This is a genomic window from Pseudomonas sp. GW821-FHT10C09, from assembly GCF_059415465.1.
In genome coordinates this window covers 168,129-183,134 of the sequence record NZ_JBWKNG010000003.1, presented here as the reverse complement: position 1 = coordinate 183,134, position 15,006 = coordinate 168,129, and the positions used below count along the sequence as shown (strand labels likewise).

General features: G+C 59.5%; 16 protein-coding genes. 15 read left to right on the top strand and 1 reads right to left on the bottom strand.

Translation table 11 applies throughout. The features are described 5' to 3' along the window. Positions 1–156: 156 nt before the first annotated feature. The 5 genes from acnA to AC07N8_RS03805 all read left to right on the top strand — a co-directional run bounded on the left by acnA (position 157) and on the right by AC07N8_RS03805 (position 6,279). Positions 157–2,898 (top strand): aconitate hydratase AcnA, encoded by a 2,742-nt coding sequence (gene acnA / locus AC07N8_RS03825; protein WP_483840238.1) that lies wholly within the window; start codon positions 157–159, stop codon positions 2,896–2,898. A gap of 150 nt (positions 2,899–3,048) precedes the next feature. Continuing rightward, positions 3,049–3,840 carry a CPBP family intramembrane glutamic endopeptidase gene (locus tag AC07N8_RS03820; protein WP_493142125.1) on the top strand — a complete coding sequence of 264 codons (792 nt, stop codon included), beginning with the start codon at positions 3,049–3,051 and terminating at the stop codon, positions 3,838–3,840. A 103-nt stretch (positions 3,841–3,943) separates the two neighbouring features. Further along, complete coding sequence (locus AC07N8_RS03815) at positions 3,944–5,509, top strand: methyl-accepting chemotaxis protein (protein ID WP_483840240.1); 1,566 nt, start codon at positions 3,944–3,946, stop codon at positions 5,507–5,509. Positions 5,510–5,706: 197 nt separating this feature from the next. Next, positions 5,707–5,853, top strand: a complete 147-nt coding sequence (locus AC07N8_RS03810; RefSeq protein WP_493142127.1) for a hypothetical protein — start codon at positions 5,707–5,709, stop codon at positions 5,851–5,853. 6 nt (positions 5,854–5,859) lie between these two features. Next, positions 5,860–6,279 (top strand): type II toxin-antitoxin system YafO family toxin, encoded by a 420-nt coding sequence (locus AC07N8_RS03805; RefSeq protein ID WP_493142129.1) that lies wholly within the window; start codon positions 5,860–5,862, stop codon positions 6,277–6,279. Positions 6,280–6,292: 13 nt separating this feature from the next. Here the strand turns inward: AC07N8_RS03805 and AC07N8_RS03800 are convergent, their stop codons facing one another. Continuing rightward, on the bottom strand, positions 6,293–6,973 hold the full coding sequence (locus AC07N8_RS03800; RefSeq protein WP_493142131.1) for an alpha/beta family hydrolase: 681 nt from the start codon (positions 6,971–6,973) through the stop codon (positions 6,293–6,295). Between the two features lie 98 nt (positions 6,974–7,071). Here AC07N8_RS03800 and ccoN (AC07N8_RS03795) point away from each other — a divergent pair, with 98 nt between their 5' ends. From ccoN (AC07N8_RS03795) to AC07N8_RS03750, 10 genes are all read left to right on the top strand, one after another. After that, positions 7,072–8,496: a cytochrome-c oxidase, cbb3-type subunit I gene (gene ccoN, locus AC07N8_RS03795; protein ID WP_140667107.1), complete on the top strand. Its 1,425-nt coding sequence runs from the start codon at positions 7,072–7,074 to the stop codon at positions 8,494–8,496. A 10-nt stretch (positions 8,497–8,506) separates the two neighbouring features. After that, entirely contained in the window at positions 8,507–9,115 is a 609-nt protein-coding gene (ccoO, locus tag AC07N8_RS03790) for a cytochrome-c oxidase, cbb3-type subunit II (RefSeq protein WP_027921705.1), read from the top strand. A gap of 3 nt (positions 9,116–9,118) precedes the next feature. Continuing rightward, a complete protein-coding gene (locus tag AC07N8_RS03785; RefSeq protein WP_483840243.1) occupies positions 9,119–9,319 on the top strand; it encodes a cbb3-type cytochrome oxidase subunit 3 in 201 nt (66 codons plus the stop codon). Next, positions 9,316–10,269, top strand: coding sequence for a cytochrome-c oxidase, cbb3-type subunit III (gene ccoP, locus AC07N8_RS03780; protein WP_493142134.1), 954 nt, complete (start codon positions 9,316–9,318; stop codon positions 10,267–10,269). The genes AC07N8_RS03785 and ccoP (AC07N8_RS03780) overlap by 4 nt, the downstream gene beginning before the upstream one ends. Positions 10,270–10,751: 482 nt before the next feature. Further along, on the top strand, positions 10,752–12,194 hold the full coding sequence (gene ccoN / locus AC07N8_RS03775) for a cytochrome-c oxidase, cbb3-type subunit I (RefSeq protein ID WP_483840245.1): 1,443 nt from the start codon (positions 10,752–10,754) through the stop codon (positions 12,192–12,194). Further along, positions 12,194–12,802, top strand: coding sequence for a cytochrome-c oxidase, cbb3-type subunit II (gene ccoO, locus AC07N8_RS03770; RefSeq protein ID WP_054054085.1), 609 nt, complete (start codon positions 12,194–12,196; stop codon positions 12,800–12,802). Before ccoN (AC07N8_RS03775) ends, ccoO (AC07N8_RS03770) begins: the two co-directional genes overlap by 1 nt. 5 nt (positions 12,803–12,807) lie before the next feature. Further along, positions 12,808–12,993, top strand: coding sequence for a CcoQ/FixQ family Cbb3-type cytochrome c oxidase assembly chaperone (locus tag AC07N8_RS03765; protein ID WP_003175465.1), 186 nt, complete (start codon positions 12,808–12,810; stop codon positions 12,991–12,993). Next, positions 12,990–13,973: a cytochrome-c oxidase, cbb3-type subunit III gene (gene ccoP / locus AC07N8_RS03760; RefSeq protein ID WP_483840246.1), complete on the top strand. Its 984-nt coding sequence runs from the start codon at positions 12,990–12,992 to the stop codon at positions 13,971–13,973. Before AC07N8_RS03765 ends, ccoP (AC07N8_RS03760) begins: the two co-directional genes overlap by 4 nt. 176 nt (positions 13,974–14,149) lie before the next feature. After that, the gene (locus AC07N8_RS03755; protein ID WP_493142267.1) at positions 14,150–14,404 is read left to right on the top strand and encodes a type II toxin-antitoxin system Phd/YefM family antitoxin; all 255 of its coding nucleotides are present in this window, start codon (positions 14,150–14,152) and stop codon (positions 14,402–14,404) included. Continuing rightward, complete coding sequence (locus AC07N8_RS03750) at positions 14,404–14,814, top strand: type II toxin-antitoxin system VapC family toxin (RefSeq protein ID WP_493142138.1); 411 nt, start codon at positions 14,404–14,406, stop codon at positions 14,812–14,814. The genes AC07N8_RS03755 and AC07N8_RS03750 overlap by 1 nt, the downstream gene beginning before the upstream one ends. The last annotated feature ends 192 nt before the right edge of the window (positions 14,815–15,006 follow it).

Here is a 15,006-nt window from a genome sequence, read left to right as displayed (position 1 = left end):
AGCCTGTCACGAAAACCGGCGCATGATAGCCGAGTTCGGAACCTCGGACTTCACCATAGAGTCCAGTTATTAGCCTTAACGTCCAAACAGGGCTAGGTTAAGAGCTCTGTCCGTCCCGTCAGCCCGTAGCCGTGCGGGCTCAAAGGAGTCATTTCAATGCCGTCCCTCGATAGCCTGAAAACCCTTAAAACCCTGCAAGTCGACGACAAGACCTACCATTATTTCAGTCTGCCCGATGCTGCCAAGAGCCTCGGTGATCTCGACCAGCTGCCCATGTCGTTGAAAGTGCTGCTGGAAAACCTGCTGCGCTGGGAAGATGAAAAAACCGTCACCGGCGCCGACCTCAAGGCGATTGCCGCGTGGCTCAAGGAGCGTCGCTCCGACCGCGAAATCCAGTACCGCCCCGCCCGCGTGTTAATGCAGGACTTTACCGGCGTTCCCGCCGTGGTCGACCTGGCCGCCATGCGCGCCGCCATGGCCAAGGCCGGTGGTGACCCGCAGCGGATCAACCCGCTGTCGCCGGTGGACCTGGTGATCGACCACTCGGTGATGGTCGACAAGTTTGGCAGCGCCAGCGCTTTCGAGCAGAACGTCGACATCGAGATGCAACGCAATGGTGAGCGATATGCGTTCTTGCGTTGGGGCCAGAGCGCCTTCCACAACTTCAGCGTGGTGCCGCCGGGCACCGGGATCTGCCATCAGGTCAACCTCGAATACCTCGGCCGCACGGTCTGGACCAAGGACGAGGATGGCCGCACCTACGCGTTTCCCGACACGCTGGTCGGCACCGACTCCCACACCACCATGATCAACGGTCTCGGCGTGCTCGGCTGGGGTGTCGGCGGGATCGAAGCGGAAGCGGCGATGCTCGGCCAACCGGTGTCGATGCTGATTCCGGAAGTGATCGGTTTCAAACTCACCGGCAAGCTCAAGGAAGGCATCACTGCCACTGACCTGGTGCTCACCGTCACCCAGATGCTGCGCAAGAAAGGCGTGGTCGGCAAGTTCGTCGAGTTCTACGGCGACGGCCTCGCCGACCTGCCGCTGGCCGATCGCGCGACCATCGCCAACATGGCCCCTGAATACGGAGCTACTTGCGGCTTCTTCCCCGTGGATGACGTGACGCTGGAGTACTTGCGCCTGTCCGGTCGACCACCGGAAACGGTGAAACTGGTCGAGGCCTACTGCAAGGCACAAGGCCTGTGGCGCCTGCCAGGCAAGGAACCGATATTCACCGACAGCCTGGCGCTGGACATGACCAGCGTCGAAGCCAGCCTCGCCGGCCCGAAACGTCCGCAGGACCGTGTTTCCCTGCCCAATGTCGCGCAGGCGTTCACGGACTTCATCGACCTGCAATTCAAACCCACCAGCAAGGAAGTAGGACGCCTGGAAAGCGAGGGCGGCGGCGGTGTCGCGGTGGGCAACGCGGACCTGGCCGGTGAAGCCGATTACGAACACGGCGGTCAGACCTATCGACTGAAAAACGGCGCGGTGGTAATTGCCGCCATCACGTCCTGCACCAACACCTCCAACCCGAGCGTGATGATGGCGGCCGGCCTGGTGGCGAAAAAGGCTGTGGAGAAAGGCCTCAAGCGCAAACCGTGGGTCAAGAGTTCGCTGGCGCCCGGCTCCAAAGTGGTCACCGACTACTACAAGGCGGCGGGCCTGACCCAATATCTCGACGAACTGGGTTTTGCGCTGGTCGGCTACGGTTGCACCACGTGCATCGGCAACTCCGGGCCATTGGCGGAGCCGATTGAAAAAGCCATTCAGGCCGCCGACCTGACCGTTGCGTCGGTGTTGTCGGGCAACCGCAACTTTGAGGGACGCGTGCATCCACTGGTGAAAACCAATTGGCTGGCCTCCCCGCCACTGGTCGTCGCCTATGCGCTGGCCGGCACGGTGCGCATCGACATCAGCAGTGAGCCGTTGGGCGACGACAAGGATGGCAATCCGGTGTATTTGCGCGACATCTGGCCGAGCAGCAAGGAAATTGCCGATTCGGTGAATCAGGTCAACACGTCGATGTTCCACAAGGAATACGCCGAAGTGTTTGCCGGCGACGAGCAATGGCAAGCCATCAAGGTGCCGCAAGCGGCGACCTATGTGTGGCAGGACGATTCGACCTACATCCAGCATCCGCCGTTTTTCGACGACATCGGCGGCCCGCCGCCGGTGGTCAAGGACGTCGCCGGGGCCCGGGTGCTGGCACTGCTGGGCGACTCGGTGACCACCGACCACATCTCCCCCGCCGGCAACATCAAGGCCGACAGCCCGGCCGGTCAGTACTTGCGCGACAAGGGTGTGGAACCGCGGGACTTCAACTCCTACGGCTCGCGTCGCGGCAACCATGAAGTGATGATGCGCGGCACCTTTGCCAACATCCGTATCCGCAACGAAATGCTTGGCGGCGAGGAAGGCGGCAACACCTTCTACATTCCCACCATGGAGAGAATGCCGATCTACGACGCAGCCATGCGTTATCAAACGTCAGGCACGCCGCTGGTGGTCATCGCAGGCCAGGAATACGGCACGGGCTCAAGCCGCGACTGGGCGGCCAAGGGCACTAATCTGCTGGGCGTGAAAGCCGTCATCGCCGAAAGCTTCGAGCGGATTCACCGCTCCAACCTGGTCGGCATGGGCGTGCTGCCGTTGCAGTTCAAACTGGACCAGAACCGCAAGAGTCTGAACCTGACGGGCAGGGAAACCCTGGATATTCTCGGGTTGACCGGCGTGGAGCTGACGCCGCGGATGAACCTGACGCTGGTGATCACCCGTGAAGATGGCAGCAAGGAAAAGATCGACGTGCTGTGCCGGATCGATACGCTCAATGAGGTCGAGTACTTCAAGTCCGGGGGGATTTTGCATTATGTGTTGCGACAATTGATAACAGCGTAACCGCCCGCTGCCACAGACACCGCCTTCGGGCGGTGTTTTTATTTGTACCGCTAGCGTCCCATAATCCGCCGCCGCTTTTGCATGCCCAACACCACCCCCCTGTAGGAGGGCCGGGGTATGCCGCAGAATTTTGCCTAATAAGGATGCTCAATGATCGCCCTGCCATGGACCTACCTGGCCTTACTCTCCCTCGGCTTCGGCCTCGCCTTGACCTACGGCCAACTCAGCTGGATGGCCTTGATCACCATCGCCTTGCTGATCGCGGCCGGTGTTGCCGTTCGCCAACAAAAACTCCCGATTGCCCGCTACCTCGGCCACGGCCTGTTCATCATCCTGACCCTGGCGCTGGCGATGCACTTGCTCCCGGGCTTCTTCAACGGACGCGCGATCGCCCCTCAATACCTCACCGCTGATGCCGTGCCGTTTTCCATGTACCTGAATCAGGACAAACCGCTGATCGGCTTCTGGCTGTTATTGGTTTGCCCATGGATTGTCGGCCGGCGCTCCTGGCGCCTTGGCGTTTACGCCACCGCCCTCGCCCTGACGCTGAGTGCCGTACTGGCCTTGGGTGGCGCGTTGTTGCTGGGCATGATCAGTTGGGCGCCGAAGTGGCCGGATCAAGCCTGGCTGTGGCTGCTGAACAATCTGTTGTTGGTCACGGTGGTCGAGGAAGCACTGTTTCGTGGCTACTTCCAGGGTGGCCTGAGCCGTCGGTTCAAACACCTGCCTTACGGCGAAAACCTCGCGCTGCTGCTCGCGTCGTTGCTGTTCGGTCTGGTGCATGTGGGAGCTGGCTGGCAATGGGTGCTATTGGCGACCCTGGCCGGTGTCGGTTATGGCCTGGCCTATCGTTTTGGCGGTCTGGGTGCCGCCATTGCCACCCATTTCGGTCTGAACCTGCTGCACTTCACGCTGTTCACCTATCCGATGCTCGCGGGTTGAGGCAATGCTCGTTTTGCGACGCACCGCTGATTATTGAAAAATAATTTCAACTAATTCCTGGCACCGCCGACAACCTGTCAAAGCCTTGCGGATTGAAAAAGCCATGCGTAACAACCAGCCCATTACCCAACGCGAACGGACCTTCCCGGCACAGCAACGGTTGATTTCCACCACCGATGCCAAGGGCGTGATCACTTACTGCAACGACGCGTTCGTCGAGATCAGCGGGTACTCGCGTGAGGAGCTGGTCCGCGCACCGCACAATCTGGTCCGTCACCCCGACGTTCCGGCCGCCGTGTTCGCGCACATGTGGGGCACTCTGAAGCAAGGCTTGCCATGGATGGGCATCGTCAAGAATCGCTGCAAGAGCGGTGATCACTATTGGGTCAACGCCTACGTGACGCCGGTATTCGAGGGCAACCAGGTAATCGGTTACGAGTCGGTGCGGATCAAACCCACCACCGAACAGATCCAGCGTGCCGAAGCGCTTTACCAACGCATCAACCAAGGCAAGTCCGCCATTCCATCGACGGATAAATGGCTGCCGGTGCTTCAGGACTGGCTGCCGTTCATTCTGGTCAGCCAATTGAGCTTCATGATCGGTGCCACGCTGACGTCACAGTGGGGCTTTGCCTTGGCGGCCGGCCTGTCGGTGCCGTTGGGCCTGATGGGGTTGAGCTGGCAACAGCGTGGTCTCAAGCGCCTGCTGGTCCTGGCCGGGCAAACCACCTCCGACCCGCTGATCGCGCAGATGTACACCGACAGCCGCGGCGCCCAGGCGCGCCTGGAAATGTCGATCCTCAGTCAGGAAGCCCGCCTGAAAACCTGCCTGACCCGTCTGCAGGACACCGCCGAGCACCTGACCGAACAAGCGAAACAGTCCGATACCCTGGCGCACAACAGCTCCAGCGGCCTGGAACGTCAGCGCGTCGAAACCGAGCAAGTGGCGACCGCCGTCAACCAGATGGCCGCCACCACTCAGGAAGTCGCCAGCCACGTACAGCGCACCGCCGACGCCACCCAGGAGGCCAATCGCCTGACCGGTCGCGGCCGCGACATCGCAGGGGAAACCCGCGAAGCCATCCAGCGCCTGTCGGTGGTAGTGGGTGAAACCGGCCTGACCGTGACTCAACTGGCCAAGGACAGCGACGAAATCGGCGGCGTGGTCGATGTGATCAAAGGTATCGCCGACCAGACCAACCTGCTGGCCTTGAACGCCGCCATCGAAGCGGCCCGCGCCGGTGAAATGGGCCGTGGTTTTGCGGTGGTGGCCGACGAAGTTCGCCAACTGGCGCAACGCACCAGCGAATCCACCGGGCAGATCCACGCCCTGATCGCCAAGCTGCAGCAGACCGCCAGCACCGCCGTGCAAACCATGGAAGCCGGGCATCGTCAGGCCGAAGAAGGTGTGGCACGGGTACTGGAAGCGGATCAGGCGCTGGTGGGCATCAGCGAAGCGGTGGCCAACATCACCGACATGACCACCCAGATTGCGGCCGCGACTGAAGAGCAGAGTGCGGTGGCTGAGGAGATCAGCCGCAACATCAGCAATATCTCGCAACTGGCGGACCAGACCTCGGAACAGGCACAGAACTCGGCGCTGTTGAGTGAAGAGCTGACGAAAACCGCGAATACCCAATATTCGTTGGTGGAGCGGTTTAACCGCTGATTGTTTCTGGAAGACCAGAAAACCCGGACAGTGAAAGCTTCCGGGTTTTTTATTGTCGCTCAAGCGGCGCTGACTCTGCCTACAACTTCGCCAGAATCCACCGACTTGTACGCTTGGGGGGCAGGTTCTATTGTTTGCCGGTCAAAAATTATTCACATAAGCTGGCCGATATGAATACACACCCTTCGGAGGCTCCGATGGCCACCACCAAAAAAATCGACAACCCCAACAAAAAGGCTGTTCGTGATGAACTGACATTCCTGGATGTTCGGCAAGCCGCGCGTGATGGACAGAAAGTGTTCGATAAATTTGTAATCACAGGCAGGCTACCCATTACAAAGTAGGCCTGGATGCCAGCCGTCAAAATCTCTGCGCTTTTCGAACAAATAATCAACTGGCAAAACTTCGCAGCACACTTTTACAACTACAAAGTGTGCGACGAGCTGCCTGCAATTTTCGGACGGGACGAACGGCTCGATCTGAGCGACATGCACCACATCCACCTGGCAAGCACTCATACGACTCAAGCGCGATGGGCGAAAATCGAACGCCAGTATTACCGCACAGCACTGGTCAACGATCCTGACAATGATTTCTGGCTGATCTATGCCTATGACGCCTTTCGGGACGAGTACCTTTTGCTTACCGTCACCGGCCCGGATGCCCATAATCGAATTGAATGGGGTTCATTTCTGCGTACAGTGCATTACGAGATTGTTGAGCCTTGGGTGATGGGGAAAATTGTCTTTCCCGATTTGGACGATCTTTGACCTGTAAAGGCAGTCACTTCCCAAAAAACTCACTCACCTTTCGGGCCGCAGCCGCCAACTGCTGCTCATGGGTAAACCCCGAAGCCTTCAGCGGTTTCAAATCATGATCCCCCGCCACCAGCCACATCATCTCGATGCTCGGCGATAACACATACCGCTCGACAGCCTCGCGATTACCCAGCGCATCGCGCTCGCCCTGCACAATCAACGTCCGCGTCTTCAACCCCGCCAAATGTTCAACCCGAGGTTTTTCCGGTTTACCCACCGCGTAAAACGGATAACCCAGACACACCAACGCATCCGCCCCCAATTCATCCGCCAGCAAACTCGCCATTCTCCCGCCCATGGACTTGCCGCCGATGGCCAGTGGCCCAGTGACATGGCGTCGCACCATGGCATACACCTCACGCCAGCATTCCAGCAGTTTCGGCGCCGGATTCGGTGGTCGTTTACCGCCATCCACACGCCGTTGCGCCATGTACGGAAACTCGAAGCGCACCACGTTGACGCCTTGATAGGCGAGGCGTGCCGCCATGTCGTCCATCCAGCCGCTGTCCATCGGCGCACCGGCGCCATGGGCAAGGATCAGTGTCGGTGAACCCGGTTTCGAAGCAGCGTTCCAGAGCCATCCGTGTTCCCGCACGCACTGCGCCCATTGATCCCCGTCAATACCGGCCTTGTGCTGTTTGTCCATGCTTGCCTCGCTTTTAGTCTGCCTATAACTCCGGCCGAAGGGAGCGTCATTGCCTTGCGCAGACGACTTCACTTCAGCTGAACCGTGGATGGGGAACCATGAACACTTCTATCAGTACCGCCTACAACTACAAGGTGGTCCGCCAATTCGCCATTATGACGGTGGTGTGGGGCATCGTCGGCATGGGGCTCGGGGTTTTTCTCGCGGCCCAGTTGGTCTGGCCCGAACTCAACTTCAATTTGCCGTGGACCAGTTTCGGGCGGTTGCGCCCGCTGCACACCAACGCGGTGATCTTCGCGTTCGGCGGTTGCGCGCTGTTCGCCAGCTCGTTCTATTCGGTGCAACGCACCTGCCAGACGCAGCTGTTCGCGCCGAAAATCGCCGCGTTCTGCTTCTGGGGCTGGCAACTGGTAATCCTGTTGGCGGCGATCAGCCTGCCGCTGGGTTACACCAGTTCCAAGGAATACGCCGAGCTGGAATGGCCGATCGACATTTTGATCACCATCGTCTGGGTCGCCTACGCCATCGTGTTCTTCGGCACGCTGGCCAAGCGCAAGACCAAGCACATCTACGTCGGCAACTGGTTCTTCGGTGCGTTCATCATCACCGTGGCGATTTTGCACATCGTCAACAACCTTGAGTTGCCGGTGAGTTTCACCAAGTCCTACTCGGTGTATTCCGGTGCGACCGACGCCATGGTCCAGTGGTGGTACGGGCACAACGCCGTAGGCTTTTTCCTCACCGCCGGTTTCCTCGGGATGATGTACTACTTCGTGCCGAAACAGGCCGAACGCCCGGTGTATTCCTATCGCCTGTCGATCGTACACTTTTGGGCGCTGATCACCCTGTACATCTGGGCGGGTCCGCACCACTTGCACTACACCGCACTGCCGGACTGGGCACAGTCCCTGGGCATGGTGATGTCATTGATCCTGCTGGCGCCAAGCTGGGGCGGGATGATCAACGGCATGATGACGCTCTCGGGCGCCTGGCATAAGTTGCGCAGCGACCCGATCCTGCGCTTCCTCGTGGTGTCGCTGGCGTTCTACGGCATGTCGACCTTCGAAGGGCCGATGATGGCCATCAAAACGGTCAACGCGCTGTCTCACTACACCGACTGGACCATCGGCCACGTTCACGCCGGGGCACTCGGCTGGGTGGCGATGATTTCCATCGGCGCGCTGTACCACATGATCCCGAAAATCTTCGGCCGTGAGCAGATGCACAGCATCGGCCTGATCAACGCGCACTTCTGGCTCGCCACCATCGGCACCGTGCTGTACATCGCCTCGATGTGGGTCAACGGCATCGCCCAGGGCCTGATGTGGCGCGCAATCAACGAAGACGGCACGCTGACCTACTCCTTCGTCGAAACCCTGGTGGCCAGCCACCCAGGCTTCATCGTGCGACTGGTGGGCGGGGCGATCTTCCTCAGCGGCATGTTCCTGATGGCTTACAACACCTGGCGCACCGTACGGGCCTCGCAGCCTGCCGACGTCGCCGCTGCCGCGCAGATGGCTTGAGGAGTCCGCCATGAAACACGAAACAATCGAGAAAAACGTCGGCCTGTTGCTGTTGTTGATGGTGCTGGCCGTGAGCATCGGCGGCCTGACCCAGATCGTCCCGCTGTTCTTTCAGGACGTGACCAACAAACCGGTGGAAGGCATGAAGCCCTACACCGCCCTGCAACTGGAAGGTCGCGACATTTACATCCGCGAAGGTTGCGTCGGTTGCCACTCGCAGATGATCCGCCCCTTCCGGGCCGAGACCGAACGCTATGGCCACTATTCGGTCGCCGGTGAAAGCGTCTGGGATCACCCGTTCCTGTGGGGCTCTAAACGCACCGGGCCGGACCTGGCGCGGGTTGGCGGTCGCTACTCGGAAGACTGGCACCGCGCGCACTTGTACAACCCGCGCAACGTGGTGCCGGAATCGAAAATGCCGGCCTACCCATGGCTGGTGGCCAATCAGCTCGACAGCAGCCACACCGAAACCAAAATCCGCGCCATGCGCACTTTGGGCGTGCCGTACACCGACGATGACATCGCCGGGGCAACGGCCTCGCTCAAGGGCAAGACCGAAATGGACGCCTTGGTCGCTTACCTGCAAGTGCTCGGCACCGCTATCAAGAGCAAGAGGTGAGCCATGGTCATTGAAATGAGCAGTGGAATGATCCGCGGACTGGGCACGGTCGTGGTGTTTGTGGCCTTCGTCGGCCTGACGCTGTGGGTGTTCAACAGCAAGCGCAACCCGGAGTTCGCCGAAGCGCGCCTGCTGCCGTTCGCCGACGAACCGACACCCGATGACGCCACCCAAGAACCTGAAACAAGGAGTACCCGGCCATGACCACCTTTTGGAGTACGTGGATCTGCGTACTGACTATCGGCAGCCTGATCGGCCTGACCTGGTTGCTGATCGGCACCCGCAAGGGCGAAACCAAGGGCAGCGTCGACCAGACCATGGGCCACAGCTTCGACGGCATCGAGGAGTACGACAACCCGCTGCCGCAGTGGTGGTTCATGCTGTTCGCCGGCACGCTGGTGTTTGCCGTGGGATATCTGGTTCTTTACCCGGGCCTGGGCAATTGGAAAGGCATTCTGCCGGGCTATGAAAACGGCTGGACCGGCGTGCATGAATGGGAAAAGGAGATGGACAAGGCCGACGCGAAGTTCGGGCCGATCTTCGCCAAATTCGCCGCGATGCCGGTGGAAGAAGTGGCCAAGGACCCGCAAGCGCTGAAAATGGGCGGGCGCCTGTTTGCGTCCAACTGTTCGGTGTGCCACGGCTCGGATGCCAAGGGTGCATTTGGCTTCCCGAACCTGGCGGACAGCGATTGGCGCTGGGGCGGTTCGGCCGACACGATCAAAACCACGATCATGGGCGGGCGCATGGCCGCGATGCCGGCCTGGGGTGAAATCCTCGGTGAGTCCGGCGTGAAGAATGTCGCCGCATATGTGCGTCACGACTTGGCCGGTCTGCCGTTGTCTGCCGACAGCGGCGCCGACCTGCAAGCTGGACAGCAACTGTTCAGCACCACCTGCGTAGCCTGTCATGGGGCAAACGGCCAGGGCACTGAAGCCATGGGCGCGCCGAATCTGACGCACCCGGCCGGTTTTATTTACGGTACAAGCCTGGCGCAACTGCAACAGACCATTCGTCATGGCCGCCAGGGCCATATGCCGGCGCAGAACGAATTGCTCGGCAACGATAAGGTGCAATTGCTGGCCGCTTACGTGTACAGCCTGTCTCACGGTGCCGGCACCGAGCGTTTGCAGGCTCAAGGCAAGCAGGAATAATTCTCGACCGCTCTGCTGCCGCATTCTCCCGGATGCGGCAGTTCCCTGCCTCTTTGCGACCCATTGTCGCACCCTCCCCTTGCTCTTTCTTTCGGTTCACCAGATTCGGGTCTAAGCTTGCTCGGTGCGGACTGGCATGAGCCGGTTCCAGGTCGTTTTTAGCCGATGTGTTCGACGATTCTGTTCGATGACAAGCCGCAAAGGCTGGTAGATACCGGCTGTCGCGACAATTGCCGTCGGTCACCCGATCGTTGTGTTTGAACACACCCCGTTACAACTGACCGGACCCCCTCCTCATTTTCGTCCGCCGCGACATTTTGCCCTTGGGTGATTTTGTCCTTACGCGGCGCATGGAAAGGCCGCAGAATCAGCTTTTGAAAGCATTGACCCAGGTCATGGCGCGTTGCAATGACCCCCTGCTTTCTCCATACTTGCGGCCGATTTTTACTCCTAATAAAACACCCAAACCGTGGAACCTTAGAATGAGCACAGCAATCAGTCCGACTGCTTATAACTATAAGGTAGTCCGCCAGTTCGCCATCATGACGGTGGTCTGGGGGATCCTTGGCATGGGGCTCGGTGTCTTCATCGCCTCACAGCTTGTATGGCCGGAATTGAACTTCGGTCTGCCGTGGACGACTTTTGGACGCTTACGCCCGTTGCACACCAACCTGGTGATTTTCGCCTTCGGTGGTTGTGCACTGTTTGCCACTTCTTATTACGTCGTGCAGCGAACCTGCCAAACGCGACTGATTTCCGATAGCCTCGCGGCCTTCCACTTCTGGGGATGGCAAGCGGTGATCATCGGCGCGATCGTTACCTTGCCGCTGGGTTACACCACCACCAAGGAATACGCGGAACTGGAATGGCCCCTGGCTATTCTGCTGGCCATTGTCTGGGTCGTTTACGGTCTGGTGTTCTTCGGCACCATCGTCAAGCGCAAGACCAAGCACATCTATGTCGGTAACTGGTTCTACGGCGCGTTCATCGTCGTGACCGCGATGCTGCACATCGTCAACCACATGTCGCTGCCGGTCAGTCTGTTCAAGTCCTACTCGGCCTACTCGGGTGCGACTGACGCCATGATCCAGTGGTGGTACGGCCACAACGCCGTAGGTTTCTTCCTGACCACCGGCTTCCTGGGGATGATGTACTACTTCGTTCCGAAGCAGGCCGAGCGTCCGATCTACTCCTATCGCCTGTCGATCGTGCACTTCTGGGCGCTGATCACCCTGTACATCTGGGCCGGTCCGCACCACCTGCACTACACCGCACTGCCGGACTGGGCTCAGTCCCTGGGCATGGCGATGTCGATCATTCTGCTGGCTCCGAGCTGGGGCGGCATGATCAACGGCATGATGACCCTGTCGGGCGCCTGGCATAAGCTGCGCACCGACCCGATCCTGCGCTTCCTGGTCGTGTCGCTGGCGTTCTACGGCATGTCGACCTTCGAAGGCCCGATGATGGCCATCAAGACCGTCAACTCGCTGTCTCACTACACCGACTGGACCATCGGCCACGTACACGCCGGCGCCTTGGGCTGGGTAGCGATGATCTCGATCGGCGCGATCTACCACATGATCCCGAAACTGTTCGGTCGCGCCCAGATGCACAGCACGGGCCTGATCAACACGCACTTCTGGCTCGCGACCATCGGTACCGTTCTGTACATCGCTTCGATGTGGGTCAACGGCATCACCCAGGGTCTGATGTGGCGTGCAATCAACGATGACGGCACCCTCACCTACTCGTTCGTCGAAGCGCTGCAAGCCAGCCACCCTGGCTACATCGTTCGCGCCCTGGGCGGTGCGTTCTTTGCCAGCGGCATGCTGTTCATGGCCTACAACGTATGGCGTACCGTACGTGCCTCGAACCCGGCTGAAGCCGAAGCCGCCGCTCAGATTGCTGTAGTTGGAGCTCACTGATGAAGCATGAAGCAGTCGAGAAGAATATTGGCCTGCTGGCCTTCTTCATGGTTATCGCCGTCAGCATCGGCGGCCTGACCCAGATCGTTCCGCTGTTTTTCCAGGACGTCACCAACAAGCCGGTCGAAGGCATGAAGCCTCGTCCTGCGCTTGAAGTCGAAGGACGCGACGTCTTCATCGCCAACGGTTGTGTCGGCTGCCACTCGCAGATGATCCGCCCGTTCCGTGCTGAAACCGAACGCTACGGCCACTACTCCGTTGCCGGTGAAAGCGTTTGGGACCACCCGTTCCTGTGGGGTTCCAAGCGTACCGGTCCGGACCTGGCCCGCGTCGGCGGTCGTTACTCCGATGACTGGCAGCGTGCGCATTTGTACAACCCGCGCAACGTAGTGCCTGAGTCGAAAATGCCGGCCTACCCGTTCCTCGTGGAAAACAAGCTCGACGGCAAAGACACCGCCAAGAAACTGGAAGTCTTGCGCACGCTCGGCGTCCCTTACACCGACGAAGACATCGCCGGCGCCAAGGATGCTGTGAAGGGCAAAACCGAAATGGACGCGCTGGTGGCCTATCTGCAAGGCCTGGGCACCATCATCAAAAGCAAACGGTGATTTAGATGGATATCGGGATGATTCGTGGCCTGGGCACCGTTGTCGTGATGGTGGCCTTCATCGGTCTGGCGTTGTGGGTGTTCAGCCCCAAGCGCAAGTCGGAGTTTGAAGACGCGACCTTGCTGCCTTTCGCGGATGATCCCGAAGCCATCAAGCACGTCGAGCAAGCTTCTAGGAGTAACAAAGAATGACTACGTTCTGGAGTCTGTACGTCACAGTCCTCAGTCTCGGCACCATCTTCGCCTTGACCTGGCTGCTGCTGTCTACCCGCAAGGGTCAGCGCGCCGAGCAGACGGAAGAAACGGTTGGCCACTCCTTCGACGGGATCGAGGAGTACGACAACCCACTGCCAAAATGGTGGTTCATGCTGTTCGTGGGCACCATCATTTTTGCCCTGGGCTACCTGGTGTTGTACCCGGGCCTGGGCAACTGGAAAGGCCTGCTGCCGGGTTACAACTACCTCGATAACGAGAAGCAGACCGCGTTCGCCAACGGCCAGACCGGCTGGACCGGCGTTCACGAGTGGGAAAAGGAAATGGCCAAGTCGGACGCCCGGTTCGGCCCGATCTTCGCCAAGTTCGCGTCCATGCCTATCGAAGAAGTCGCCAAAGACCCGCAAGCCTTGAAGATGGGTGGCCGTCTGTTCGCCTCCAACTGCTCGGTCTGCCACGGTTCCGATGCCAAAGGCGCCTACGGCTTCCCTAACCTGACTGACGCCGACTGGCGCTGGGGCGGCGAGCCGGCCACCATCAAGACCACCATCATGGGCGGCCGTCACGCGGTCATGCCGGCGTGGGCTGACGTGATCGGCGAGCAAGGCGTTTCCGACGTCGCTGCCTTTGTCCTGACGAACCTCGATGGCCGCAAACTGCCGGAAGGCACCAAGGCTGATCCGGTTGCAGGCCAGAAGCTGTTCGCCGCCAACTGCGTGGCTTGCCACGGTCCGGAAGGCAAAGGTACGCCAGCAATGGGCGCGCCTAACCTGACCCATCCGGCCGCGTTCATCTACGGTTCGAGCTTCGCTCAACTGCAGCAGACCATCCGTTACGGTCGTCAGGGCCAGATGCCTGCTCAAGAGCAGTTGCAAGGCAACGACAAGGTTCACCTGCTGGCCGCTTACGTCTACAGCCTGTCTCACGGTGAGAAGGCTCCGGCGGCAGACGCTCAGTAAAGCAAACGCTTGAAGCAACAAAAAACGGCCCCGCCAATGAAGATTGGCGGGGCCGTTTTGTTTAAGCCGTATTAACTACACGACCGGTGGTAGCGCCCCGCTTCGCTACCGCGGTTGCTTGGCAGCCTGGCAAGTAGTAACGTTTCTACAAAGAACTTTCAGGAGGGGCAAATATGATGGCCATCACCACCATTTCCAGCCGCGAATTCAATCAGGACACAAGCAGTGCCAAAAAAGCCACGCGTCAGGGGCCGGTTATCATCACCGACCGTGGCAGACCCGCTCACGTACTGCTAAGCATTGAGGAGTACCAGAAACTGACTGGCCACAACGCAAACATTGTCGACTTGTTGGTGATGCCGGAAGCGGCAGACTTCGAGTTCGAAACCGAGCGTGCCGTCATCACTCATCGACCCGTGGACCTGTCCTGATGTATTTGCTCGACACCAATGTGATATCCGAACTGCGCAAACCCCAGGCTGACGCCAATGTCGTGGCCTGGGCGAAAAGCATCATTACCCCACGCCTGTTTATTTCAGCCATTACGCTGAAGGAACTGGAGACCGGGGTCCTGCGAATGGAGCGACGCGATCCCGTACAAGGGAAAGTATTGCGCACGTGGCTGAAGCGACACGTAATCCCTGCTTTCGATGCCCGAATCCTGCCAGTCGATGCTGCCGTTGCATTACGCTGTGCCAGTCTGCATGTGCCGGACCGCGCCAATGAAAGCGATGCCCTGATCGCTGCGACCGCTCTGGTTCATGGGTTGACGGTGGTCACCCGCAACACTGGCGATTTTCAATCCAGCGGCGTTGCACTGATCAACCCATGGGACGATTGAGTTCGCCCCACCCGCAAAACCGGCCATAATTCACAAGTCAATTGATTCAAGTCATTACACCGTCCGTTGATTTCCACCAACGTGACCAAAGGTCGCACCCTTGCGCTAGAGCTTCAGGCGTATCATTGCGCCACTGCAACAGCCCTTTTTGACCGCGGTCGGCATGTACTGACCGGGGCATTTTTCCACTGC